The sequence below is a fragment of the Candidatus Symbiopectobacterium sp. NZEC135 genome, from assembly GCF_025962695.1.
This window is the reverse complement of sequence record NZ_JAGFPF010001015.1, coordinates 1-776: the sequence shown is the minus strand read 5'-3', so window position 1 is coordinate 776 and position 776 is coordinate 1. Positions and strand designations below refer to the sequence as shown.

Below are 776 nucleotides of genomic sequence, written 5' to 3'. Positions count from 1 at the left end.
GGTCGGTTGCGCGGTAAGCAGCGGTGAACGTTTGGGGATGACCACACCGTCTCCCCACCAGATAGACGGGCTGGCGGCCAGATAGCGCTGGAAGGATTCCCCATGGTTAAACAGGGTATACAGTACGAATAACCCGCCAAAGGAGTGGCCGGCGAGTGTTTGCTGCTGTGGATTAACGGGGGCTTGTGTTTCTACCCACGGTTTCACACTGTGTTGGATAAACTGATAAAATAGCTCCGCTTCTCCTCCCGCACCAAAATCCGGATCGGGTGTCGGGGCGGGGGGCGTGTAGTCGCGGGTGCGGGCAGGAATGTCATAACCCTGATCGATACGATAGCCGATGCCGACAATCACCGGCGCAGGCCCCTGCGCGGGGGTGTAACTGTTGACCGCCAGCGGGAACTGGGCGTTGGCGTCCAGCACGTAGAGCACCGGACGTTTCTCCTGTGCGGCAATATCGCGTGGCGTGGCGATGAAGATACGGTACTGAAGCTGGCGCGTGCTTTCCATATCGTGTTGCTCAATGCTGAAGTAGCGCTTTGCGTTTTCAGAGAGCGTGGCGACAGGGGGTTGTGCCCGCGCGGGCAACAGGCTGGAGGCGATCAGAGTAATAAGCACAACGGGCAAATAGCGCATAACGACCTGTTAAGGTTCTTAAGTGTCAGTAGATGGATGATAATAAAACCCGTTATCATTGCCAGCGTTTTTTCTGTCTTTATGCAGCGCATTGCGTCAGAAGCGTTGATAAAATCGGCGCGCTGGCGGCTTTTTCAGCG

At 56.2% G+C, this 776-nt stretch carries 1 protein-coding gene; it reads right to left on the bottom strand.

Annotated features, from left to right (window positions below; all coding sequences use genetic code 11):
• A partial coding sequence (locus tag J5224_RS32135) for an alpha/beta hydrolase (RefSeq protein WP_264629007.1) occupies positions 1-636 on the bottom strand: 636 nt, incomplete at its 3' end.
• Positions 637-776 lie beyond the last annotated feature (140 nt).